The sequence below is a fragment of the Pseudomonas oryzihabitans genome, from assembly GCF_024652905.1.
Taxonomy (GTDB): Bacteria; Pseudomonadota; Gammaproteobacteria; order Pseudomonadales; family Pseudomonadaceae; genus Chryseomonas; species Chryseomonas benzopyrenica.
The window spans coordinates 3013350-3034567 of sequence record NZ_CP102428.1; the positions used below are offsets into that span (position 1 = coordinate 3013350).

Annotated in this window: 23 protein-coding genes; 13 read left to right on the forward strand and 10 right to left on the reverse strand. The window is 67.6% G+C overall.

The window, feature by feature from the left end; all coding sequences use genetic code 11:
- The first annotated feature begins 13 nt into the window (after positions 1 to 13).
- The 6 genes from NRG74_RS13925 to NRG74_RS13950 all read left to right on the forward strand — a co-directional run bounded on the left by NRG74_RS13925 (position 14) and on the right by NRG74_RS13950 (position 6011).
- A complete protein-coding gene (locus tag NRG74_RS13925) occupies positions 14 to 1972 on the forward strand; it encodes a dynamin family protein (RefSeq protein WP_257704539.1) in 1959 nt (652 codons plus the stop codon).
- Positions 1973 to 2079: 107 nt separating this feature from the next.
- On the forward strand, positions 2080 to 3219 hold the full coding sequence (gene metX, locus NRG74_RS13930) for a homoserine O-succinyltransferase MetX (RefSeq protein WP_007161661.1): 1140 nt from the start codon (positions 2080 to 2082) through the stop codon (positions 3217 to 3219).
- A gap of 5 nt (positions 3220 to 3224) precedes the next feature.
- On the forward strand, positions 3225 to 3845 hold the full coding sequence (gene metW, locus NRG74_RS13935) for a methionine biosynthesis protein MetW (protein WP_133861462.1): 621 nt from the start codon (positions 3225 to 3227) through the stop codon (positions 3843 to 3845).
- An 83-nt stretch (positions 3846 to 3928) separates the two neighbouring features.
- On the forward strand, positions 3929 to 4522 hold the full coding sequence (rdgB, locus tag NRG74_RS13940) for an RdgB/HAM1 family non-canonical purine NTP pyrophosphatase (protein ID WP_184292031.1): 594 nt from the start codon (positions 3929 to 3931) through the stop codon (positions 4520 to 4522).
- Positions 4519 to 5670 (forward strand): radical SAM family heme chaperone HemW, encoded by a 1152-nt coding sequence (hemW, locus tag NRG74_RS13945; protein WP_257704545.1) that lies wholly within the window; start codon positions 4519 to 4521, stop codon positions 5668 to 5670. Before rdgB ends, hemW begins: the two co-directional genes overlap by 4 nt.
- Before the next feature lie 14 nt (positions 5671 to 5684).
- Positions 5685 to 6011 (forward strand): DUF3392 domain-containing protein, encoded by a 327-nt coding sequence (locus tag NRG74_RS13950; protein ID WP_257704547.1) that lies wholly within the window; start codon positions 5685 to 5687, stop codon positions 6009 to 6011.
- Here NRG74_RS13950 and NRG74_RS13955 read toward each other — a convergent pair.
- The 5 genes from NRG74_RS13955 to NRG74_RS13975 form a co-directional block, all read right to left on the reverse strand.
- Positions 6008 to 7750 carry a putative bifunctional diguanylate cyclase/phosphodiesterase gene (locus NRG74_RS13955; RefSeq protein ID WP_160924092.1) on the reverse strand — a complete coding sequence of 581 codons (1743 nt, stop codon included), beginning with the start codon at positions 7748 to 7750 and terminating at the stop codon, positions 6008 to 6010. The genes NRG74_RS13950 and NRG74_RS13955 overlap by 4 nt on opposite strands.
- 169 nt (positions 7751 to 7919) lie before the next feature.
- Entirely contained in the window at positions 7920 to 8630 is a 711-nt protein-coding gene (gene trmB, locus NRG74_RS13960) for a tRNA (guanosine(46)-N7)-methyltransferase TrmB (RefSeq protein ID WP_257704550.1), read from the reverse strand.
- Between the two features lie 67 nt (positions 8631 to 8697).
- Complete coding sequence (locus tag NRG74_RS13965; RefSeq protein ID WP_064309250.1) at positions 8698 to 9480, reverse strand: thiazole synthase; 783 nt, start codon at positions 9478 to 9480, stop codon at positions 8698 to 8700.
- Positions 9481 to 9499: 19 nt separating this feature from the next.
- A complete protein-coding gene (gene thiS / locus NRG74_RS13970; RefSeq protein ID WP_017640999.1) occupies positions 9500 to 9700 on the reverse strand; it encodes a sulfur carrier protein ThiS in 201 nt (66 codons plus the stop codon).
- A gap of 93 nt (positions 9701 to 9793) precedes the next feature.
- The gene (locus NRG74_RS13975; protein WP_064309251.1) at positions 9794 to 10171 is read right to left on the reverse strand and encodes a DUF423 domain-containing protein; all 378 of its coding nucleotides are present in this window, start codon (positions 10169 to 10171) and stop codon (positions 9794 to 9796) included.
- A 68-nt stretch (positions 10172 to 10239) separates the two neighbouring features.
- On the opposite strand from NRG74_RS13975, the gene mtgA reads away from it, so the two are divergent.
- Entirely contained in the window at positions 10240 to 10941 is a 702-nt protein-coding gene (gene mtgA / locus NRG74_RS13980; protein WP_017641001.1) for a monofunctional biosynthetic peptidoglycan transglycosylase, read from the forward strand.
- A gap of 194 nt (positions 10942 to 11135) precedes the next feature.
- Here mtgA and rpoH read toward each other — a convergent pair whose 3' ends face one another.
- The 4 genes from rpoH to ftsY form a co-directional block, all read right to left on the reverse strand.
- The gene (gene rpoH / locus NRG74_RS13985; RefSeq protein ID WP_026083834.1) at positions 11136 to 11990 is read right to left on the reverse strand and encodes an RNA polymerase sigma factor RpoH; all 855 of its coding nucleotides are present in this window, start codon (positions 11988 to 11990) and stop codon (positions 11136 to 11138) included.
- A 161-nt stretch (positions 11991 to 12151) separates the two neighbouring features.
- Positions 12152 to 13162 (reverse strand): permease-like cell division protein FtsX, encoded by a 1011-nt coding sequence (ftsX, locus tag NRG74_RS13990; protein WP_257704557.1) that lies wholly within the window; start codon positions 13160 to 13162, stop codon positions 12152 to 12154.
- Positions 13159 to 13833, reverse strand: coding sequence for a cell division ATP-binding protein FtsE (ftsE, locus tag NRG74_RS13995; protein ID WP_007161647.1), 675 nt, complete (start codon positions 13831 to 13833; stop codon positions 13159 to 13161). Before ftsE ends, ftsX begins: the two co-directional genes overlap by 4 nt.
- Positions 13830 to 15308: a signal recognition particle-docking protein FtsY gene (gene ftsY / locus NRG74_RS14000; protein ID WP_257704560.1), complete on the reverse strand. Its 1479-nt coding sequence runs from the start codon at positions 15306 to 15308 to the stop codon at positions 13830 to 13832. Before ftsY ends, ftsE begins: the two co-directional genes overlap by 4 nt.
- 202 nt (positions 15309 to 15510) lie before the next feature.
- Here ftsY and NRG74_RS14005 point away from each other — a divergent pair, with 202 nt between their 5' ends.
- From NRG74_RS14005 to NRG74_RS14030, 6 genes are all read left to right on the forward strand, one after another.
- Complete coding sequence (locus NRG74_RS14005) at positions 15511 to 16872, forward strand: M16 family metallopeptidase (RefSeq protein ID WP_257704562.1); 1362 nt, start codon at positions 15511 to 15513, stop codon at positions 16870 to 16872.
- A complete protein-coding gene (locus NRG74_RS14010; protein ID WP_257704564.1) occupies positions 16869 to 18308 on the forward strand; it encodes a M16 family metallopeptidase in 1440 nt (479 codons plus the stop codon). The genes NRG74_RS14005 and NRG74_RS14010 overlap by 4 nt, the downstream gene beginning before the upstream one ends.
- 1 nt (position 18309) lies before the next feature.
- Positions 18310 to 18879 (forward strand): 16S rRNA (guanine(966)-N(2))-methyltransferase RsmD, encoded by a 570-nt coding sequence (rsmD, locus tag NRG74_RS14015; protein ID WP_257704566.1) that lies wholly within the window; start codon positions 18310 to 18312, stop codon positions 18877 to 18879.
- Positions 18876 to 19880 carry a hydrolase gene (locus NRG74_RS14020; protein WP_257704568.1) on the forward strand — a complete coding sequence of 335 codons (1005 nt, stop codon included), beginning with the start codon at positions 18876 to 18878 and terminating at the stop codon, positions 19878 to 19880. The genes rsmD and NRG74_RS14020 overlap by 4 nt, the downstream gene beginning before the upstream one ends.
- 99 nt (positions 19881 to 19979) lie before the next feature.
- Positions 19980 to 20465 (forward strand): pantetheine-phosphate adenylyltransferase, encoded by a 486-nt coding sequence (gene coaD, locus NRG74_RS14025; RefSeq protein ID WP_007161641.1) that lies wholly within the window; start codon positions 19980 to 19982, stop codon positions 20463 to 20465.
- A 99-nt stretch (positions 20466 to 20564) separates the two neighbouring features.
- Positions 20565 to 20816, forward strand: coding sequence for a YfhL family 4Fe-4S dicluster ferredoxin (locus tag NRG74_RS14030; protein WP_017641009.1), 252 nt, complete (start codon positions 20565 to 20567; stop codon positions 20814 to 20816).
- A 10-nt stretch (positions 20817 to 20826) separates the two neighbouring features.
- Here the strand turns inward: NRG74_RS14030 and NRG74_RS14035 are convergent, their stop codons facing one another.
- Complete coding sequence (locus NRG74_RS14035) at positions 20827 to 21183, reverse strand: hypothetical protein (RefSeq protein WP_017641010.1); 357 nt, start codon at positions 21181 to 21183, stop codon at positions 20827 to 20829.
- Positions 21184 to 21218 lie beyond the last annotated feature (35 nt).

The following is a 21218-nucleotide window of genomic DNA, read 5'->3' on the forward strand; positions in this document are numbered from 1 at the left end:
AAGGAAGTCCCCTATGGAACGCCTGTTCCGCCACGTCGATGCCTATGCCACGTGGAAAGCCGAACTCGACACCCAATTGGGCCGCTACCGCGACTGGTTGCAGCGTAACCGCCTGGCCTCCCCGGCCCTGGACGCCGCCCTGGCCAGCTGCCAGAGCGAATTGCAGGCCGACGGCATCACCCTGGCCTTCGCCGGCGAGTTCTCCCGCGGCAAGACCGAGCTGATCAACGCCCTTTTCTTCGCCGACTACGGCCAGCGCATGCTGCCGTCCCAGGCCGGGCGCACCACCATGTGCCCCACCGAGATCTTCCATGACGCCGGGGCCGACGGGCCCTATCTGCAGCTGCTGCCCATCGACAGCCGCCTGGACGAACGCAGCCTGGCCGCCTGGCGCAAGACGCCCGAGGCCTGGCAGCGCTTCGCCCTGGACGACCGCCACCCGGACGCCATGGCCGCCTTGCTGGCCAAGGTCACCGAGACCCGCGAGGTGGAAACCGCCGCTGCCGTGCAACTGGGCTTCGACCCCGAGCAGTTGGAACAGCTCGACAGCGCCGGTCTGGTCAGCATCCCGGCCTGGCGCCACGCGCTGATCAGCATCGACCACCCGCTGCTGCGCCAGGGCCTGCGCATCCTCGACACCCCCGGCCTCAACGCCCTGGGCGCCGAACCCGAACTGACCCTGTCGCTGCTGCCCCACGCCCAGGCCGTACTCTTTCTCATCGGTGCCGACACCGGCGTGACCGCTTCGGACCTGGCGCTCTGGGAACAGTGCGTCAAGCCCTCCCTGGGCGATGCCCCGGAGCGGCTGTTCGCGGTGATGAACAAGATCGACAGCCTCTGGGACGACCTCGGCGGGGTCGCCCATGTCGCCCAGTCGCTGGAAAACGTCCGCCAGGCCAGCGCCCGGCAACTGGCGCTGCCGGCCGAGCACATCCTGCCGCTGTCGGCCAAGCAGGCGCTGCTGGGCAAGGTCCGCGGCGATCTGGAACTGCTCGCGCGCAGCCAGCTGGACAGCCTCGAACAGCTGCTCGCCGAACGCATCGTCGGCGCTCGCGAGCGTCTGTTGCAGCAGCGCATCGTGCAGCAGGCCAGTGGTCTGCTGGGCGCCAGCCGTACCCTCATCGAGCAGCGCCTGGAAGCCATTCGCGCCCAGTACGCGCAACTGGCCGACGAGGAATTGCCCGGTGCCGGCCTGGAATTGCAGACCGCCCGCACGCGCCAGGAATACGACCTCTACCACCGTCGCCTGCTGGATCTGCGTACCACCCAGAACATGCTGGCCGGCCAGCGCAAGCTGCTGACCGACCTGGTCGCGTCGGAGCGCCTGGACGCCCATCTGGACACCGCCCGCCGGGAATTCCACAGCAGCCTGACCACCGTCGGCATCAACCAGTCCATCGCCCGCTTCTTTCGCGTGGTCGAGCATGACCTGCTGGCCCTGGACAACGAGGCGGACCGGGCCAACAAGGTGCTCGGCGCGGTCTACCAGCGGCACAATGTCGAGAATCCGCTGCATCCCCTGGAAGCGCCGCGACTGCGCATCCGCCCCTATGTCCGCGAGCTGCGCCAGCTGCAACTCAAGACCGAGGAGGTGCAGCGTCAGGTCAAGACCCTGCTCACCGAGCAGAGCGCCCTGGCCCGCCGCTTCTTCGCCACCGTGGCCCAGGAGGTCCAGGCGCTGCAGGAAGGCGCCCATGCCCAGGTGCTGCGCTGGAACGACGGCGCCCTGACCCCGCTGGTGCAGCACACCCGCGAGCAGAAGCAGCTGCTGGAAACCAGCATGCTGGCACTCAAGCAGCTCACCCAGCAAAACCTCAACAGCCAGGAGCAGGTGCGCCGGCTGCAGGTGCACGAGGACGTCCTGCACGGGCAGCTCAGCGAGGTCAGCGACATGCTCAAGCAGATCAGCCGGCCGGCGCCGTCCCAGCGCCACGACAACGTGGTCGCCCTGCCGCTGGCGCGGGTCGGCTAGCGCTACCCGCTACCGTGGCGCGGCCCTTTACCGCCGCGCCACGCCTGCCCTTGCCGCTCCCGGCGGTGCTCTTTAGACTGGCGAGCCCCGCCCCGGACGAGCCGTCAATGCCCAGCGTCATTCCCGAAGATTCCGTCGGCCTGGTCACCCCCGAGCTGCTTCACTTCAACGAGCCCCTGGCCCTGGCCTGTGGTCGCACCCTGCCGGCCTATGACCTGATGGTCGAGACCTATGGCGAACTCAACGCCAGTCGCAGCAACGCCGTGCTGATCTGCCACGCGCTCTCCGGCCATCACCACGCGGCCGGCTATCACAGCCTGGACGACCGCAAGCCCGGCTGGTGGGACAGCTGCATCGGTCCCGGCAAGCCCATCGACACGCGCAAGTTCTTCGTGGTCGCCCTCAACAACCTGGGCGGCTGCAACGGCTCCACCGGTCCCAGCAGTCCCAATCCCGACACCGGTCGGGCCTATGGCGCGGACTTCCCGGTGCTGACCGTGGAAGACTGGGTCAACAGCCAGGCACGCCTGGCCGATCGCCTGGGCATCGCGCAGTGGGCGGCGGTGATCGGCGGCAGCCTGGGCGGCATGCAGGCGCTGCAGTGGACCATCAGCTATCCCGAGCGCATCCGCCACTGCCTGGCCATCGCCTCGGCGCCCAAGCTGTCGGCGGAAAACATCGCCTTCAACGAGGTGGCGCGCCAGGCCATCCTCTCGGATCCGGACTTCCACGCCGGCCACTTCCAAGAAAAGGGTGTGATCCCCAAGCGCGGCCTGATGCTGGCGCGCATGGTCGGCCACATCACCTACCTGTCCGACGAGGCCATGGGCGAAAAATTCGGTCGCGAACTCAAGACCGACCAGCTCAACTACGACTTCCACAGCGTCGAATTCCAGGTCGAGAGCTACCTGCGCTATCAGGGCGAGGAATTCTCCGGACGTTTCGACGCCAACACCTACCTGCTGATGACCAAGGCGCTGGACTACTTCGATCCGGCCCATGCCCATGGCGGCGACCTGGCCAAGACCCTGGCCGGGGTGCAGGCGCGCTTCCTGATCGTCTCCTTCACCACCGACTGGCGCTTCTCGCCGGCGCGTTCCAAGGAGATCGTCAACGCCCTGATGGCCGCGCGCAAGGACGTCAGCTACCTGGAGGTCGACGCGCCCCAGGGCCATGACGCCTTCCTCATTCCCATCCCGCGCTATCTGCAGGCCTTCTCCCACTACATGACCCGCATCGAGGTATAGCTGCCGTGCGCGCCGATCTGGACATCATTCAGGAATGGATCCCCGCCGGCAGCCGGGTCCTCGACCTCGGTTGCGGCACCGGCGAACTGCTCGCCTGGCTGCGCGATCACAAGCAGGTCACCGGCTACGGCCTGGAGATCGACCCGGACAAGATCGCCGAATGCCTGCTCAAGGACGTCAACGTCATCGAGCAGGATCTCGACGGCGGCCTGGCCAACTTCGCCAGCGACAGCTTCGACGTGGTGGTCATGACCCAGTCGCTGCAGGCCATGCAGTACCCGGACCGCATTCTCCAGGAGATGCTCAGGGTCGGTCGCCAGTGCATCATCACCTTTCCCAACTTCGGTCACTGGCGCTGCCGGCTGTACCTGGGCGGCCGGGGGCGGATGCCGGTCTCGGACTTCCTGCCCTACACCTGGTACAACACGCCGAACATCCACTTCTGCACCTTCGAGGACTTCGAGCGCCTCTGCCGTGAACAGCGCGCCCAGGTACTGGATCGTCTTGCCGTGGATCGCCTGCACCGCCACGGCTGGGCCAGCAAGTTGTGGCCCAACCTGCTCGGCGAGATCGGCATCTATCGGGTCAGCGCGCCGCATCTGCACGACCTGCGCGTCGCCATATGACGTAAGGCCTGGTCGGCGCGGCCAGCCCGGGCCTGGCTTCGCGTACAATACGCCGCCCTTCCCAATGCGACACGGTGCCCCTCATGTCCGACCTAACCGAACTGGTGCTGGCCAGCCACAACGCCGGCAAGCTCAAGGAACTCCAGGCCATGCTCGGCGACCAGGTGCGGGTGCGCTCGGTGGGCGAATTCAGCCAGGTGGAACCCGAGGAAACCGGGCTGTCCTTTGTCGAGAACGCCATCCTCAAGGCGCGCAACGCCGCGCGGCTGTCCGGTCTGCCGGCCCTGGCGGATGATTCGGGCCTGGCGGTGGACGCCCTCGGCGGCGCCCCTGGTATCTATTCCGCGCGCTACGCCGATGGTCAGGGCGATGCCGCCAACAACGCCAAGCTGCTCGACACCCTGCGTGATGTGCCAGACGCCGAGCGCACCGCCCAGTTCGTCTGCGTGCTCGCCCTGGTGCGCCACGCCGACGATCCGCTGCCAATCCTCTGCGAAGGCCTCTGGCCCGGGCGCATCCTGCATGCCGCCCAGGGCGAGCATGGCTTCGGCTACGATCCGCTGTTCCAGCCCGACGGCGAAGCGGTCTCCGCGGCCGAACTGGCGCCGGCGGAAAAGAACCAGCGCAGCCATCGCGCCCGCGCCATGGCCCAGCTCAAGCAACGGCTCCAGCTGTGACCGACACCTTCGCCTTGCCGCCACTGGCGCTCTACGTCCATATCCCCTGGTGCGTGCGCAAGTGCCCCTATTGCGACTTCAACTCCCATGCCGCTGGCCCGACGCTACCGGAAACGGAGTACGTCGACGCCCTGCTGGCGGATCTGGACCAGGACCTGATCCACGTCCATGGCCGGCCGCTGACCTCGATCTTCTTTGGCGGCGGCACACCCAGTCTGTTTTCCGCCGAGGCCCTGGGCCGCCTGCTGGACGGCGTGGCCCGGCGGCTGAGCTTCGCGCCGGACATCGAGATCACCCTGGAAGCCAACCCCGGTACCTTCGAGCAGGCCAAGTTCGTTGCCTACCGCGGTCTGGGCATCAATCGGCTGTCGATCGGTATCCAGAGTTTCCAGGACGCCAAGCTCAAGGCCCTGGGGCGCATCCACGGCCGCGAGGAAGCCATCCGCGCCGCCGACCGGGCGCGCGCCGCCGGCTTCGATAATTTCAATCTGGATCTCATGCACGGCCTGCCCGAGCAGAGCGTCGCCGATGCCCTCGGCGACCTCGACCAGGCCATCGCCCTGGCGCCCACGCACCTGTCCTGGTACCAGCTGACGATGGAGCCCAACACGGTGTTCTGGAGCCAGCCGCCGGAGCTGCCCGAGGACGACACCCTCTGGGACATCCAGGAAGCCGGCCAGGCGCGCCTGGCGGCCGCCGGCTACCAGCAGTACGAGACCTCTGCCTATGCCCAGCCCGGGCGCCAGGCGCGGCACAATCTCAACTACTGGAGCTTCGGGGATTTCCTGGGCATCGGCGCCGGCGCCCATGCCAAGCTGAGCGCCCCGGACGGTACCCTGCTGCGTACCTGGAAGACTCGCCTGCCCAAGGACTACCTGGATCCGGCCAAGGCCTTCCAGGCCGGCGCGAAAGCTCTGGCGCCGGCCGACCTGCCCTTCGATTTCATGATGAACGCCCTGCGCCTGGTGGACGGGGTACCCGCCGCCTGGTATCCGCAGCGCACCGGCCAGTCGCTGGACAGTCTGGCACCCGCGCTGACCGCGGCGCGCCAGGCCGGCCTGCTGGCCGAGGATGCACAGCGCCTGCGCCCCACCGCTCGCGGCCAGCTGTTCCTGAACGACCTCTTGCAATCCTTTCTGCCTGACTGACGAGGAGCTCTGCCTTGGACTTCGTGCTCGACCATATCGCCGACCTCTCCCGCTGGAGCCGCAGCCACCTGGACGAGGTGGCCCTGGCGGTCACCGCCACCCTGCTGGTGCTGTTCGGCAGCCAGGTCAATGGCTTCATCCAGGCGCGCCTGGGCAGCCTGCCGACCGCCATCCGCGTCCCGGCCTTCGCCCTGGCGTGCCTGGCGATCTACGGCGCCGCCATGGCCTTCCTGACCCCCTGGGTGGTCAAGGGTCTGGCGCAGTTCAACAACTATGCCCTGGCCCCGGTGCTGCTGATCGGCGTCTGCCTGCTGGGCGTGCTGGCCGAGCGGCGCGGCTAGGGCTGGCCCCGCCGGCAGACGCGGATACTGTCCAGCAGGCACTCCAGTGATTGCGGGCGCCCCAGCAGGAAGCCCTGGAAGGTGTCCACGCCCAGGTCCTTGAGCAATTCGAACTGGGCCTGGGTTTCCACCCCCTCGGCGACGATCTGCATGTCCAGCGCGCGGCACAGGCTGACGATGCCGGCCAGCAGTTGCCGGGATCTGTCGTCAGCGTCCACCGCCAGCAGAAAGCTGCGGTCGATCTTGATGGTGTCGAAGGGCAAGCGGTGCAGATAGCCCAGCGACGAATAGCCGGTGCCGAAGTCATCCATCGCCACCCGAAAGCCCTGCTCGCGCAAGGCGGCCAGGCGCCGCTCCGGCGTGCCCTTCTGCAGGAAGACCGACTCGGTCACCTCCAGCTCCAGTGCCCTGGGCGCGATACCGAATTCGGCGCAGGCCGCCGCCAGGACCTCGGCCAATTCATCATCGGCCACCTGCAGCGGCGAGATGTTGACCGCCACCGGGATCTGCAGGCCGGCGTCCTGCAGGGCGCGGGCGCAACCGGCCGCGCGGCGGATGGCCAGGCGCCCGAGGGCCGAGGCCATGCCGTTCTGCTCGGCCAGGGCGACGAAGACATTGGGCGGCACGGCCCCGACGCCCGGGCAATTCCAGCGCGCCAGCAACTCGGCGCTGATCATGCGCTGACGGGCATCGAACTTGGGCTGCAGCACGAAGGTGATGAGCTCCGCCTCGATGGCGCCATGCAGATGAGCCAACAGGGTCACCTTGCTGCGCGCCTCGCTGGTCAACTGCGGATCGTAGCAGCGCACCCGGCTCTTGCCGGCCGCCTTGGCTGCGTACATGGCGGCATCGGCATTGCGCAGCAGGGTTTCCACATCCAGCCCTTCTTCGGGGGCCAGACTCAGGCCGATGCTGGCCGATACGCGGATATCGTGGCCGGCGATGCACTGCTGCCGACCCACCGCCTGCACCAGTTGCTCGGCCACCTGGCGGGCCTGCTCGCGATCGCTCACGTCCAGCAAGGCGACGAATTCATCGCCGCCCCAGCGTGCCAGCACCTCGTCGGCGCCCAGCACCTGGCGCAACTCCCGCACCAGGGCGCAGAGCAGCTCGTCACCGGCGGCATGGCCCAGGGAGTCGTTGACCTCCTTGAAGCCATCGACATCGATGAACAGCACCGCGAGGTTGCCGGTCTCCTCCAGGTTCTGCAGGCGCGTCTCGAAATCCTGGTAGAAGGAGGTCCGGTTGGGCAGCTGGGTCAGGGCATCGCTCAGGGCCATGCGCTCCAGGGCCTGCTCGGCGCGCTTGCGCTCGGTGATGTCCCTCAGGCTGGCGACCACATAGCCTTCGCGATCCGCCTCGCCGGCAAAGCGACTCAGGCTGATCTCCACCGGCGTGACGCGTTTGGCGGAGACGTGGAACTGGGCTTCGCACAGGGCATAGCCGTCGCGCTCGAACGTGCGGATGGCCGTCTCGGGCAACTTGATGTAGTGGGACAGGTACTGACCGCTGACACTGCGCTCCGCACTGAGCATCAGGGCGCGCAGGGCATCATTGGCTTCGATGATCTGACCGCTCTCGGTCAGCACGGCCATGGCGTCGCGACAGAGGGCGAAGGCCGAGGCGATGAGGTGCAACGAGCGTTCGGTACGCTGCCGGGCGCTGCGTTCGACTTCGAGCCAGCGCCGTACGGCGTGCAACTCGGCCGCTGGCGAGTCGGGGCGTACCAGGTCCGTCATCGGATCCGCTCTGCACGAAGGGCGGCGCGGAGCCGGTTGGCATTCTTGAGGAAGGCTGACATCCAGGTGTCTCTGTGAATTCGAATGCAACCGCCATCACAGCAGGGCAATTGGCCATCATGCCAATTGTCCCTCACCAGCTCAAGCTCGATTCGTCAGAGATACACGGTCAGCTCTGGCGTTCGAACTTGAGATCCCAGACGCCATGCCCCAGGCGCTCGCCACGGCGTTCGAACTTGGTGATGGGTCTTTCCTCGGGACGCGGTACATAGCCCGAGGCGTCGCCGAGGTTATGGTAACCGGGGGCGGCGTTCATGATCTCGAGCATGTGTTCGGCATAGGCCTGCCAGTCGGTGGCCATGTGCAGCACCCCGCCGACCTTGAGCTTTTGCCGAACCAGCTCGGCGAAGGCCGGCTGGACGATCCGCCGCTTGTGGTGGCGGCTCTTGTGCCAGGGATCGGGAAAGAACAGCAGTACCCGGTCCAGACTGGCATCGGCCACGCACTGGCGCAGGACCTCCAGGGCATCGCAGCTGTAGACCCGCAGATTGGTCAGCTCCTGGGTCATGGCGCCATTGAGCAACGCACCCACGCCCGGACGATGCACCTCGACGCCGATGAAATCCTGCTCCGGCGCGGCGGCAGCCATTTCCAGGGTGGAATGGCCCATGCCGAAGCCGATCTCGAAGGTACGCGGCGCCTGGCGCCCGAATACCTGGTCGAAATCCTGGGGGCCGTCGGTCAGCTCCAGACCGAAACGCGGCCACCCCTGGTCGAGACCGCGTTGCTGGCCTTCGGTCATGCGGCCGGCGCGCATCACGAAGCTCTTGATGGTGCGCCGGGGGCGGTCGGGGGTCTGGTCGTCTTGATGATCGGTCATGGCGTTATCGATAGTGGGAAAAAGAGACGCCCGGCACAGGCCGGGCGCGTGATGGAGGGCGCCAGGTCTAGTTGACCAGGCCGTCCAGCGGCGAGGACGCGGTCGCATAGAGCTTGCGCGGCATGCGCCCGGCCAGATAGGCCAGGCGACCGGCGACGATGGCGTGCTTCATGGCTTCGGCCATCAGCACCGGCTCGCGGGCATGGGCGATGGCGCTGTTCATCAGCACCGCTTCGCAACCCAGCTCCATGGCGATGGTGGCGTCGGAGGCGGTACCCACCCCGGCATCCACCAGCACCGGCACCTTGGCCTCTTCGAGGATGATGCGCAGGTTGTAGGGATTGCAGATGCCCAGGCCCGAGCCGATCAGACCGGCCAGCGGCATGACGGCGATGCAGCCGATGGCCTCCAGCTGGCGCGCGACGATGGGGTCGTCGCTGGTATAGACCATGACGTCGAAGCCGTCGGCAACCAGGGTCTCGGCGGCCTTGAGCGTCTCGATGACATTGGGGAACAGGGTCTTCTGGTCGGCCAGGACTTCCAGCTTGACCAGGTTGTGGCCGTCGAGCAGCTCGCGCGCCAGGCGGCAGGTGCGCACCGCTTCCACCGCGTCATAGCAGCCGGCGGTGTTGGGCAGGATGGTGTAGCGCTCGGGCGAGATCACGTCGAGCAGATTGGGCTCGCCGGGATTCTGGCCGATGTTGGTGCGGCGCACCGCCACGGTGACGATCTCGGCGCCCGAGGCTTCGATGGCCAGGCGGGTCTCTTCGAGATCGCGGTACTTGCCGGTGCCGACCAGCAGACGCGATTCATAGGTGCGCCCGGCCAGGGTAAAGGGAGTGTCTTTCATCTGGATTCCTCTTGCGCGGCTAGCCGCCGCCGATGGCGTGGACCACTTCCAGCCGGTCGCCGTCCACCAGGGCGGTGGTGGCGTGCTGGCTGCGCGGCACGATGTCGAGGTTGCGTTCCACCGCCACTCGCCGCCCGGTCAGGTCGAGACGCACGAGCAGGTCGGCGACGGTGGCGCCGTCCGGCAATTCAAGGGATTCGCCGTTCAACAGAATCTGCATGGCAAAGGCATCGTCACGGGGTGAGCCGGCATTCTACGCCGGTCGGGCGTGCATTGCAGCGACGCCAGACCGGGAACGACGGCCAGTGCTCGGTCAGAGGCTGCCGAGGCGCCAGGCGAGGATGGCCAGGCACGCCCAGCCGGCGAGAAAGCACAGTCCGCCGAAGGGAGTGATGATGCCCAGCCGCGAGATGCCGGTCAGCGTCAGCAGATAGAGGCTGCCGGAAAACAGCAGGATGCCGGCGATGAAGAAGCCACCGGCCCAGGCCACCAGGCGTCCCTGGAAGTGCAGCGACAGGAGCGCGACGCCGAGCAGCGCCAGGGCGTGGATAAGCTGATAGAGCACGCCGGTCTGGAATACGGCCAGGTAGTCGGCGGTCAGCCGGCCCTTGAGTCCATGGGCGGCGAAGGCGCCGAATCCGACACCGGTGAAGCCGGCCAGAGCGGCGAACAGCAGGAAGAGACGCAACATGGGTTTTACCGGGCGATGGAAGAGAAGCGCTGGTTATAATGGCCCGCTAACCGCCAAAGACCAAGCCGATGCTGCTCACCCTCCTCCGCCGTCTCCTGCGTATCGCCCTCTGGTTCGCCGTCCTCAGCGCCGCCCTGGTGCTGATCCTGCGCTGGGTGCCGCCGCCGGGCAGCATGCTGATGGTGGAGCGCAAGGTCGAGTCCTGGATCGACGGCAAACCCATCGACCTGCAGCGCGACTGGCGACCCTGGAAGGAGCTGCCGGACGATCTCAAGATGGCGGTGATCGCCGGCGAGGACCAGCACTTCGCCGAACACTGGGGCTTCGACATGACGGCGATCCGTCAGGCCTTCAGCCACAACGAAGCCGGCGGCTCCCTGCGCGGCGCCAGCACCATCAGCCAGCAGACCGCCAAGAATCTCTTTCTCTGGAGCGGCCGCAGCTACCTGCGCAAGGCCTTCGAGGCCTGGTTCACCGTGCTGCTGGAAACCTTCTGGTCCAAGCAGCGCATCCTCGAGGTCTATCTCAACAGCGTGGAATGGGACGACGGCGTGTTCGGCGCCGAGGCCGCGGCTCGTCACCATTTCGGCATAGGTGCTCCCTACCTGTCCGACCGCCAGGCCAGCCTGCTGGCCGCCGTGCTGCCCAATCCCCGCGAATGGAGCCCGAGCCGCCCGAGCGCCTATGTCGCCGAACGCGCCGCCTGGATCCGCCAGCAGGAGCGCCAGCTGGGCGGTAGCGACTACCTGCGACGGATGACCGGGCAGTAGCAAGGCGACTTCGCACGCGGTTTTCAGCCTACAGACGCTCTATCGCGGCCATGGACCGCTCCTACGGACTTCCCGGTACTTGTATGGCCGCGATGGCCAGAGCCTGATCCAAGCCAGCCTACTGGCTGGGCGATAAGATTTGCAGACATAAAAAAACCGCACCCTAAGGTGCGGTTTTTCAATCAACGAGCGGATCAAGCGGCGATATTGCCCTTGAGCTTGTTCATCGCGTTCTTTTCCAGCTGACGGATACGCTCTGCCGAGACGTTGTACTTGGCCGCCAGCTCGTGCAGGGTCGCCTTTTCCTCGGCCAGCCAGCGCTGGTAGAGGATGTCGCGACTGCGATCATCCAGGCGTTCCAGGGCCTCGTGCAGATTGGCCGTGGAGCTGTCGGTCCAGTCAGCCTCTTCCAGCTGGCGTGCCGGATCGTAACGGCTGTCTTCCAAATACTGGGCCGGTGACTGGTAGGCGGCATCGTCATCGGCATCGCTGGCCGGATCGAAGGCCATGTCCTGACCGGTCAGGCGGCTCTCCATCTCGCGCACTTCCCGAGGCTCCACGCCCAGGGTTTCGGCCACGCGATGGACCTCGTCGTTGTTCAGCCAAGCCAGCCGCTTCTTCTGGCTGCGCAGGTTGAAGAACAGCTTGCGCTGTGCCTTGGTGGTGGCGACCTTGACGATGCGCCAGTTGCGCAGGATGAATTCGTGGATTTCCGCCTTGATCCAATGCACGGCAAAGGACACCAGGCGTACGCCCATTTCGGGGTTGAAGCGCTTCACGGCCTTCATCAGGCCGACATTGCCTTCCTGGATCAGGTCGGCCTGGGCCAGACCATAGCCGGAATAGCTCTTGGCGATATGTACCACGAAGCGCAGATGCGCGAGCACCAACTGCCGGGCGGCCTCGACGTCTTCCTTGTAGAAGAGGCGCTCGGCCAGTTCACGCTCCCGCTCCGGAGTGAGCAGCGGAATGCTGTTCACCGAATGCACATAGGCTTCCAGGCTGGCGCCAGGAACCAATGTAGGAACAGGTTGCAACGAAGTGGTCATGCGAATCCTCCGATTCACTAAGCACTGGGCAGTCTAACACTGATTTTTTGGACAGCGCCAGACTAGTCCAGGTTCCCTTAACCCCAGCTGAAAACCGCCTTGAAATGCTTGTGTCATCAGGGGGTTAGACCGTTTCCAAAGGTGTCGGAAACGGTCGTTGGTCAGCGCGGCGCGAGTTCGCGCAGGTGACGGGCGACGGCCAGCCAGGCGCCGATGTAGCCCAGCAGCACGGCGCCGATCAGTAGTTGCAGCCCGTCTTCGATGGCGACGCTGCCCAGGGCGAAATCGCTGCCGTAGAGGCCGGTCAGATCCAGCACCGCGCCGTTCAGCCAGTTGAGGCCGAACACCAGCAGCGCCCAGGCGGCGATGCCGGCGCCCAGGCCGAACAGCGCGCCCATGTAGAGGAAGGGCCGGCGCACGTAGCCGTCGGTACCCCCCACCAGCTTGACCACCTCGATCTCGGTGCGGCGATTCTCGATGGCCAGGCGGATGGTGTTGCCGATCACCAGCAGCAGGGCGATCACCAGCACCACGGTCAGGCCGAAGACGAAGCGCTCGCCGAGCTTGAGGATGGCGGTGAGGCGCTCGACCCACTGCATGTCCAGCTGCACCTGCTGCACGCCGTTCATCTCGGCCAGCTGGCTGCGCAGCATGTCGAGACGACTCTTGTCGATTTCCTTGGGCGTCACGGCGATGACGCCGGGCAGCGGATTCTGCGGCAATTCGCGCAACGCCTCGCCGAGGCCGGCGTCCTGCTGCAATTCCTTCAGGGCATCGTCCGGGCTGATCCAGCGCGCCTCGGCCACATCGGGCAGGACCTTGATCTGGCTCATCAGCACCTCGGCCTGGTCCTGGCCGGTGCGCAGGTCGAGGAACACCGAGATCTGCGCCGCGCGCTGCCAGGAGCCGCCCAGGCGCTCGACGTTCTTCAGCAGCAAGGACACCCCCATGGGCAGCGCCAGGGCGATGCCCATCACCAGGCAGGTGAGAAAGGTGCCTATGGGCTGCTGCACCATGCGCCTGAGGCTGTCCCTCAGGCCGGTGCGGTGGGCTTCGAGGTAGGCGTGCAGCGGGCTGCGCCAGTCGCTCTTGGGTTTCTTCGGGGCCTGGCGCTGCGGACGCTGGGGCTTGCCGCCCTGTTCCTGGCCACGGGGCAGTTCGGTGGCGCTCATGGCTGGCTCTCCTCTTCGTCGCCGATCAGGCGGCCGCGCTGCAGAGTCAGCATGCGATGGTGCAGCCGGGCGATGAGGGCATGGTCGTGGCTGGCGATCAGCACCGTGGTGCCGAGGCTGTTGATGTCCTCGAAGACGCCCATGATCTCCGAAGCCAGGCGCGGATCGAGGTTGCCGGTGGGTTCATCGGCGAGCAGCAGGGCCGGGCGATGCACCACGGCACGGGCGATGCCGACCCGTTGCTGCTGGCCGGTGGACAGCTCGGCCGGATAGTCGTCGAGCTTGTCCTTGAGGCTGACCCGCTCCAGGGCGGCGGCCACACGCTTGGCGATCTCGGGCTTGGACAGCCCAAGGATCTGCAGCGGCAGAGCGACGTTGTCGAACACGGTGCGGTCGTAAAGCAGCTGGTGATTCTGGAAGACCACGCCGATCTGCCGGCGCAGGAAGGGAATCTGCGCATTGGTGATGCGCGAGATATCCTGGCCGGCCAGGGTCAGCTTGCCACCGGTGGGGCGCTCCATGGCCAGGATCAACCGCATCAGGGTGCTCTTGCCGGCACCGGAATGACCGGTGACGAAGAGAATCTCGCCGCGTTCGGCACGGAAGCTCAGTTCCTGCAGGCCGACGTGACCGTTGGGATAGCGCTTGGAGACGCGGTCGAACTGGATCATGAGACGCCCCGCTCCGCGAACAGAGCCTGGACAAAGGGCCGCGCCTCGAAGGGCCGCAGGTCGTCGATGCCTTCGCCGACGCCGACATAGCGGATCGGCAGGGCGCTCTGCTTGGCCAGGGCGAAGATCACCCCACCCTTGGCGGTGCCGTCGAGCTTGGTCAGCGCCAGGCCGGTCAGGGGCACCGCATTGTGGAACTGCTTGGCCTGGTTGAGGGCGTTCTGGCCGGTACCGGCGTCGAGCACCAGCAGGGTCTCGTGGGGCGCCGCCTCGTCCAGCTTGCCGATCACCCGGCGTACCTTGCGCAGCTCCTCCATGAGATTGTCCTTGGTGTGCAGCCGGCCGGCGGTGTCGGCGATCAGCACATCGATGCCACGGGCCTTGGCGGCTTGCACCGCGTCGAAGATCACCGAGGCGGAGTCGGCGCCGGTGTGCTGGGCGATCACCGGGATGCGGTTGCGCTCGCCCCAGACCTGCAGCTGCTCCACGGCGGCGGCGCGGAAGGTGTCGCCAGCGGCCAGCATGACCTTCTTGCCGTCGTTCTGCAGGCGCTTGGCCAGCTTGCCGATGGTGGTGGTCTTGCCGGCGCCGTTCACACCGACCACCAGGATGACGTAGGGCTTGTGCGAGGTGTCGATCACCAGCGGCTGTTCCACCGGCAGCAGCATCTCGGTGAGCTCCTGCTGCAGGGCCTGATAGAGCGCCTCGCTGTCGGCCAGCTGCTTGCGCGCCACCTTCTGGGTCAGGTTGCGCATGATGACGCCGGTGGCCTCGACGCCGACGTCGGCGGTCAGCAGGCGGGTCTCCAGCTCTTCGAGCAGGTCATCGTCGATGGCCTTCTTGCCGAGGAACAGACTGGCCATGCCTTCGCCGAGGCTAGCGCTGGTCTTGGACAGCCCCTGACGCAGGCGGGCGAAGAAACCCAGCTTGGCCGGTTCGGCCGGGGTGGCGGCAACGGCGGGTGGAGCGGGTTCGGGTTCAGGTTCGGGCGCCACCACAGGCTCAGGACGGACCGGGGCGACGGGCGCGACGGGCGCGACGGGTACGACCAGGGCTGGAGCAGGCTCGGGCTCGGGCTCTACGACAGGCGCAGGAACTACCGGTGCCAGTGGCGTGACCGGCGCCGATACCGGCTCGGGCTCTGCCTCGGGCACAACTACCGGCTCGACCTCGACCGGCGGCAGGATGGGATCGGCCACCAGCGGCTCGACCAGCGCCGTCAGGGCCACCGGCGACGGGGCCTCCTCTTCGGCGACCGGGGTCAGCGAGGGGATCGCATCCGGCGGCTCGGGTACCGGCTCCTTATGCTGCACCGGTTCGCTGGTCAGCAGCTCGGGCAAGCGCTCTTCGGCTTCGGGCGCGGCGGCGGGGGCTTCGGCCGGCGTCGCTACGGGTTCGGCAGTCTTCTTGCGGAACCAGCCGAACAGGCCTTTCTTCTCCGCGGGGGGAGACTTCTTGTCGTCGGATCCAAACATGCAGGGCTCTGTATCGAACGGACGAGCCAGCTGCGGGAGCTCCGCCAGGCGGGGCTCGACCGTCAGGCATGGCCGTCGGGAAAAGGGATGCGTATCCTAGCAGCCTGCCGGGCGGAAGACCTCCCCGTCGGCGAAAAACGCGCGACCGTCCCCAGGACGCAGCCGCTTCGTCCCCTACCGCGCTACAAGGCCTGCTCTCGCGATGCCCGCCTCCCGCTTCCGTCGGACCGCCCTGGTCGTCCTGCTCAGCCTGCTCCCCACCCTCGCCCTGGCCACCGCCAGCCGGCAGAACACCGAGGAATTCACCCTCGACAACGGCCTCAAGCTGGTGGTCCGCGAAGATCACCGGGCGCCGGTCGCCGTGGTGCAACTCTGGTATCGCGTGGGGTCGAGCCTGGAGGCGCCCAGCGCGACCGGCTTGTCCCATGCCCTGGAACACCTGATGTTCAAGGGCAGCCGCAAGCTCGGTGCCGGCGAGGCCTCGCACCTGCTGCGCGATCTGGGCGCCGAGGAGAATGCCTTCACCACCGATGACTACACCGTCTACTACCAGCTGCTCGCCCGCGATCGCCTGCCGGTGGCCCTGGAGCTGGAAGCCGATCGCATGCAGCACCTGCGCCTGGCGCCCGACGAGGTCAGCCGCGAGCTGGAGGTGATCAAGGAGGAACGCCGGCTGCGCACCGACGACCGGCCCGAGGCGCTGTCCTTCGAACGTTTCAAGGCCGCGGCCTACCCGGCCAGCGGCTATCGCAACCCCACCATCGGCTGGCCCCAGGACCTGCAGCGCCTCGGCGTCGACGACCTGCGCCGCTGGTACCAGACCTGGTACGCACCCAATAACGCCACCCTGGTGGTGGTGGGCGACGTCGAGCCCCAGGCAATCCGCGCCGAGGTGCAGCGCTGGTTCGGCAGCATCCCCCGCAGCGACCTGGCCGCGCCGCGACGCCCGCTGGAACTGCCCGCGCCGGGCGAGCGTCGTCTGGCCCTGCAGGCCCGTGAACTGCCCAGCCTGCTGATGAGCTTCAACGTGCCCAGCCTGGCCACCGCCGCCCAGCCGCGCGATGCCTATGCGCTGCAACTGCTGGCCGCCCTGCTCAGCGGCGGCTCGGGGGCACGCCTGCCCAGTCGTCTCGAACGCGGCGCGGAAGTGGCCAGCAGCGTGCGCGCCGCCTATGGCGCCTATACCCGCGGCGACAGCCTCTTCCTGCTCAGCGGCACCCCCAATACCCAGCGTGGCAAGACCCTCGACCAGCTGGAAGCGGCCTTCTGGGCGCAACTGGACCTGCTCAAGCGCGAGCCGCCCAGCGCCGAGGAACTGGCCCGGGTCCGCGCCCTGCTGGTGGCCGGATTGGTCTATGGCCGCGACTCCATCACCGCCCAGGCCAGCAGCATCGGCCAGTTGGAAAGCGTCGGCCTCGGCTGGCGCCAGGGCGATCGGCTGCTCGACGAGCTGGGCCAGGTCACTCCCGACGACCTGCGCCGCGTGGCCCGTACCTACTTCACCCGCGAGCGCCTGACCCTGGGCCAGTTGCGCCCCGAACCCACCGCGGAGGCCCGTCGATGAAGCGTCTGCTGTGCCTTGCGCTGTGCCTGCTCGCGGGCTGTCAGTCCCCCACCCCGGTCGGCGACCTGGCGCCCGCCTATCCCGCCGTAGACAGCCTCAAGACCCTCAAGGAGGCACCGCCCCTGGGGCGCCAGCTGGACATCCAGCGCTGGCGCACCGCCGAGGGCGCCCAGGTGCTGTTCGTGCCGGCGCCGGAATTGCCGATGTTTGACGTGCGCCTGATCTTCGCCGCCGGCAGCAGCCAGGACGGCGCCACGCCGGGCCTGGCCATGCTGACCAACGGCCTGCTCAACGAAGGCACCCCGGGACGCGATGCCGGCGCCATCGCCGACGGCTTCGAGCGCCTGGGCGCCGATTTCAGCAACGGCGCCTACCGTGACCAGGCGGTGGCCGGGCTGCGCACCCTCGCCGATCCGGCCCACAGCGAACCGGCCCTGGCACTGCTGGCCGACGTGGTCGGTCGCCCGACCTTTCCCGCCGAGGCCATCCAACGCATCCGCGACCAGTTGCTGACGCTGATCGCCGCCAGCCGTCGCGAGCCGGCCAGCCTGGCCGGCGAAGCGCTGCAGGAACGTCTCTATGGCAGCCATCCCTATGCCCATTCGCCACGGGGCACGGCAGCCGGACTGGCACGCCTCGACGCGGCCAGCCTTACGGCCTTCCATGCCCGTGCCTATGCCGCCGGCAATGCCGTGATCGCCCTCACCGGCGACCTGGATCGCGCCCGCGCCGAGCAGATCGCCGCCCAGCTGTCGCGCGCCCTGCCCCGCGGCCCGGCCCTGCCGCCACTGCCGGTGCCAGCGCCTGCCGCACCGGCCCGGGTGCAGCTGGAGATCCCGGCGCAGCAGACGCGCCTGCTGCTCGGCCAACTCGGCATCACCCGCCGCGATCCCGACTATGCCGCCCTCTTCGTCGGCAACCAGATCCTTGGCGGTGGCGGTTTCGGCAGTCGCCTGATGACCGAATTGCGCGAACGCCGCGGTCTCACCTACGGCGTCAGCTCGGGCTTCACCCCCATGCGTCAGCCTGGCCCCTTCACCCTCGGCCTGCAGACCCGCGCCGAACTGGGCGATGCCACCCTGGCCCTGGTCCGTGACCTGCTGCGCGACTACCTGGCCCAGGGCCCTACCCAGGCCGAACTGGACCGCGCCAAGCGGCAGATCGAAGGCAGCTTCCCACTGGCCAACGCCAGCAACGGCGCCATCGTCGCGCAACTGGGCAACATCGGCTTCTATGACCTGCCCAGCAGCTACCTCGATGACTTCCTCCAGCAGGTCCGCCGGCTGACGGTGGAACAGGTGCATGCCGCCCTACAGCGCCACCTGGATCCGGCCAACTTCGTCGTGGTCAGCGCCGGCCCACGGGTCGCCCAGCAGCCGCTGCCGCCACCCCGCCCTCTTCCCAACCTGCCGCCCAGCGGCGTTCCGGAGCACTAGCATGGCCCAGAAGACCGCCAACCAACTGCGCATCATCGGTGGCGACTGGCGCAGCCGGCGCTTCGTCTTTCCCGATGCCCTGGGCCTGAGACCCACCCCGGATCGGGTCCGCGAGACCCTGTTCAACTGGCTGGCCGCCGTCACCCCGGGCGCGCGGGTGCTGGACCCCTTCGCCGGCAGTGGCGCCCTACTGCTGGAAGCCCTCTCCCGCGGCGCCGGCCCGGCGCTGGCCTTCGACCTCAATGCCCAGGCCGCCAATGCCCTGCGCGGCCATCTGCAGGCCCTCGGCTGCGCCCAGGCCGAGGTACGCCAAACCGACGCCCTGCAGGCGCTGGCCAAGCCGGCGGCGACGCCCTTCGACCTGGTGTTTCTCGATCCGCCCTTTGGCCAGGACCTGCTGGAGCCGGCCTGCGCGACCCTGGAAGCCCAGGGCTGGCTCGCCGCGGACGCCTGGATCTACACCGAGAGCGAGACCCAGCCCTCGCGCCTGAGCCTGCCCGCGACCTGGCAACTGCACCGCGAGAAGAAGACCGGCAACGTCCACTACGCCCTCTGGCACCGCCAGGCGTGAACAGCGCCCCCTTTCGCCCGGCGCGCTGGCTGCCCGGTCCGCACCTGCAGACCCTCTGGGGCTCGCTGTGGCGCCGCCTGCCGCCCATCACTCGCCCGCGCGAACGGCTATGGCTGGAGGATGGCGACTTCCTCGATCTGGACTGGTATCACGCCGAGGACCCACAGGCGCCCCTGGTGCTGATCGCCCACGGCCTGACCGGCAGCTCCGGCTCCCACTACGTACTTGGCCTGCAATTCGCCCTCGCCGCCCGCGGCTGGGCCAGCGTCGGCCTCAACTGGCGCGGCTGCTCCGGCGAACCCAACCGCCTGCCGCGCGGCTATCACTCCGGCGTCAGCGAAGACCTGGCGGCAGTGGTGCGCCATCTGCAGGCCAGTCGTCCGGAGGCTCCGCTGTATGCGGTGGGCTTTTCCCTTGGTGGCAATGTGCTGCTCAAGTACCTCGGTGAGCGCGGCGCGGAAAGCGGACTACGAGCCGCGGTGGCGGTGTCGGTGCCCTTTCGTCTGGACCTCTGCGCCGATCGCATCGGCATCGGCTTCTCGCGTATCTATCAGCGACACTTCATCCGCGAACTGGCGCGCTATGTGCGCGACAAGCAGGCACTGTTCGATCGCGAGCGCCATCCCGAGCAGCACGAGATCCTCGCCCGCCTGGGCCCGCCCGAGGGGCTCAAGACCTTCTGGGACTTCGACGACAGATACACCGCGCCCCTGCATGGCTTTCGCGATGCCCGGGACTACTATCGCCAGGCCTCCAGCCGCTATTACCTGGGGGGTATGCGCATCCCCACCCTGCTGATCCAGGCCGAGGACGATCCCTTCATCGGCACCGACGCCCTGCCCGCCCGCGCCGAACTGGCGCCCGACACCCTGTTCGAGCGCCTGCCCCACGGCGGCCACGTGGGTTTCGTCGGCGGCTCCTTTCGCGACCCGGACTACTATCTGGAACGGCGCATCCCCGACTGGCTGGTCAGCCAACGGGCAGCGCCATCCGGCCGATAAACGCCCCCGGGTCGGCGATCCTGGCGGCTGTCGCCTTGGCCTCACCCCGCCCCTGAGCTACCATCCAAGCCCCAACAGCTTCGCCCCCAGGACAGCGTCATGAACCGAGTGCTATACCCCGGCACCTTCGACCCCATCACCAAGGGCCATGGCGATCTGGTGGAGCGCGCCTCGCGGCTGTTCGACGAAGTCGTGGTGGCGGTGGCGGCCAGCCCCAAGAAGAACCCGCTGTTTCCGCTGGAACGTCGGGTCGAGCTGGCCAAGGCGGTGACCGCGCACCTGCCCAACGTCGAGGTGATCGGCTTCAGCTGCCTGCTGGCCACCCTGGTGGAACAGCAGAAGGCGACCATCATCCTGCGCGGCCTGCGCGCCGTGTCGGATTTCGAGTTCGAATTCCAGCTGGCCAACATGAACCGGGTGCTGGCGCCCCAGGCGGAAAGCATGTTCCTGACCCCGTCGGAACACTATTCCTACCTGTCCTCCACCCTGGTGCGCGAGATCGCGGCCCTCGGTGGCGACGTGACCAAGTTCGTCCATCCCACCGTGCATCAGGCGCTGCTGGAGCGTTTTGCCCCGGCCAGCTGATTAACCCCAAGGACTGTCGGGTGCAGCCGGCGCGCGGATGGGGCAAAATGCGCGCCTGACTTTTGGATCGCTGCGCGTTCGCGTGGCGAGGAGCCGACGATGTCCCTCATCATTACCGACGATTGCATCAACTGCGACGTGTGCGAGCCTGAGTGCCCGAACGGCGCCATCTCTCAGGGCGCGGAGATCTACGTGATCGATCCGAACCTGTGCACCGAGTGCGTGGGCCATTACGACGAACCCCAGTGCCAGCAGGTCTGTCCGGTGGACTGCATCCCTCTCGACGAAAACCATGTCGAGACCAAGGAGCAGCTGCACGACAAATACCTGAAGATCAGCGGCCAGGGCTAGCGCCAGGGCCTTACTCGGTACGCCCGTAGCCGCTCTGGGTGCAGCCCAGGCAGCGCACGAAGGCCGCCTTGCCCGGCTCGACCACCAGGGCCTTGCCGGCCTTGCCGATGTTACCGCCCGCAGCGGTGAATGGCAGACTGACCACGAAGACGCCCGCGCCGATCACGGTGGCGGCGATCAGCAGCGGCCGCGCGATCAAGAGATCGCCGATCATGGAAAAGGCGGCGGGAGCCTGGGCTTCACCGAACGCCTGGTCGGCGGTCTGATACTCGGTGACGTCACCCTGAGCCTGTTGCGCCTGCGCCGGCAGGACCTGCATCGTCAGGGCCAGCGCCAGCACGGCAGCCAGGCTACGGAACGGATTCATACGGCTGATCCCTTGCGCGGTTGTGATGGTGGTCC